This is a genomic window from Shewanella intestini (genome assembly GCF_018221465.1).
GTDB classification, from domain to species: Bacteria; Pseudomonadota; Gammaproteobacteria; order Enterobacterales; family Shewanellaceae; genus Shewanella; species Shewanella intestini.
The window spans coordinates 1-1,460 of sequence record NZ_JAAIKR010000039.1; the positions used below are offsets into that span (position 1 = coordinate 1).

The following is a 1,460-nucleotide window of genomic DNA, read 5'->3' on the forward strand; positions in this document are numbered from 1 at the left end:
GTAGAGCTGCTGTCAGATCCACTGTTGTTGTCGGATTACTATTGCTTGACAAAGGGGAGTCCATGTAGCCCTGTTAAGGGGTGAGCAACGCAATACCAAAGCCACCGCATACCACCTTAACCACTAAAACCAACGCATAGTGAAAATGCCATGCGTTGCGAATCCCTCTTGAACAGTTTGTTATGGCGCAACTCACAGCGACTTGCTGACTAACCCAACAAAACCTGCATTCTCTGGTGGCGGAGTGTCATTGGTGTTGTACCAAGTTGAGTCTGGAACCCATTGCTTTGGCACTCTTTGTTCTTTAGCAACCCACTCAGGACGATAAAACAACCTTAGAACGATGCATACAATCGCGTTAATAAGCCGAAACCTTGCTGTTTGCCGCTCCTTCGGCATACCATCAGGTAAAGGAGATTTGAGGCTAGTACACAAACCTTTTATTTTCTCATCGTCAAAGGTGAGTCCATGTCGAAGATGGGCAAACTGATTACGTATTTTGCGAATAATTTGAATCTCTTGATACTCAAATTGGTCTATTAATCCAAGCGAAAGGCATAATTCAACGCGAGAAGATAAGTCCCCAATGGGTGCATTAGCACCAAAGAGCAGATTTTTGGTCGACTTACCCCCAACGAAAAATGACTCCAGTGTTTTTGACAGCTTTTCATCAATGAGAGCAGCACCAACCAAAGGTAACCCTCGATCAGTCTCACTTTGGAGTTCGGTTACAAACTCACCCAAATCTACAGCATGTTCTACTAACATATTTCTCCTTGAGCCATAACAGCTTATTTAACGGCTCGCCTGATAAAGCCGGACGTTTAAGTTATTGATTTATATCATCGTATATTTTCTATATCTCTGATGTAAAACAATAAAATTGTCACAACATCATAAAACAAAACGGGCTTGCGCGATAATATCGTTTAAAAAATGAACATTTAAGTTTATTTTTATATTTATCAATCAATTATAGTTTTTTAATTAAGCCAAATCTCATTATACCTGGATATAAAACCAGTTTATTAGATCGTGCGATCTAGGCAGTAAGAATGGTAACTGTAAAAGAGCAATTTCAATTAAATGTTGTATGGAAAACGAAGTTCAAAGCTGGATTGTCCCCCGTTGGAAATCTTTCGCTTTCCAGAAAGTTTCGCCGGGGCTGCTGGGGAGATGCAAGAGGGGGGAGCAGTTTCCCCCTTCTTGCTCTGGTGTGGGCGAAGCGCCACGACGTTAATCCAAACGGGGTTTGGAAATCTTGTGTGAAATCCATTTGTCTAAAACTGATATTAACTAAGTACCAAGACGTAGAGTTTTCAAAACAAAAAACAAGGAATGGGGCATAAACGCGTTAGAACTACAAACGAAGTTCAAAGCTGGATTGTCCCCCCGTTGGAAATCTTTCGCTTTCCAGAAAATTTCGCCGGGGCTGCTGGGGAGATGCAAGAGGGGGGAGC

Annotated in this window: 1 protein-coding gene; it reads right to left on the reverse strand. The window is 42.1% G+C overall.

Annotation, left to right across the window (positions count from 1 at the left end):
- Positions 1-192: 192 nt before the first annotated feature.
- Positions 193-768 (reverse strand): MltR family transcriptional regulator, encoded by a 576-nt coding sequence (locus G3R48_RS17000; RefSeq protein ID WP_025818885.1) that lies wholly within the window; start codon positions 766-768, stop codon positions 193-195.
- Between the last annotated feature and the right edge of the window lie 692 nt (positions 769-1,460).

Bases quoted from the DNA above. Each gene is read 5' to 3' on its own strand.
- G3R48_RS17000 (WP_025818885.1), bottom strand. From the start codon at position 768: ATGTTAGTAGAACATGCTGTAGATTTGGGTGAGTTTGTAACCGAACTC.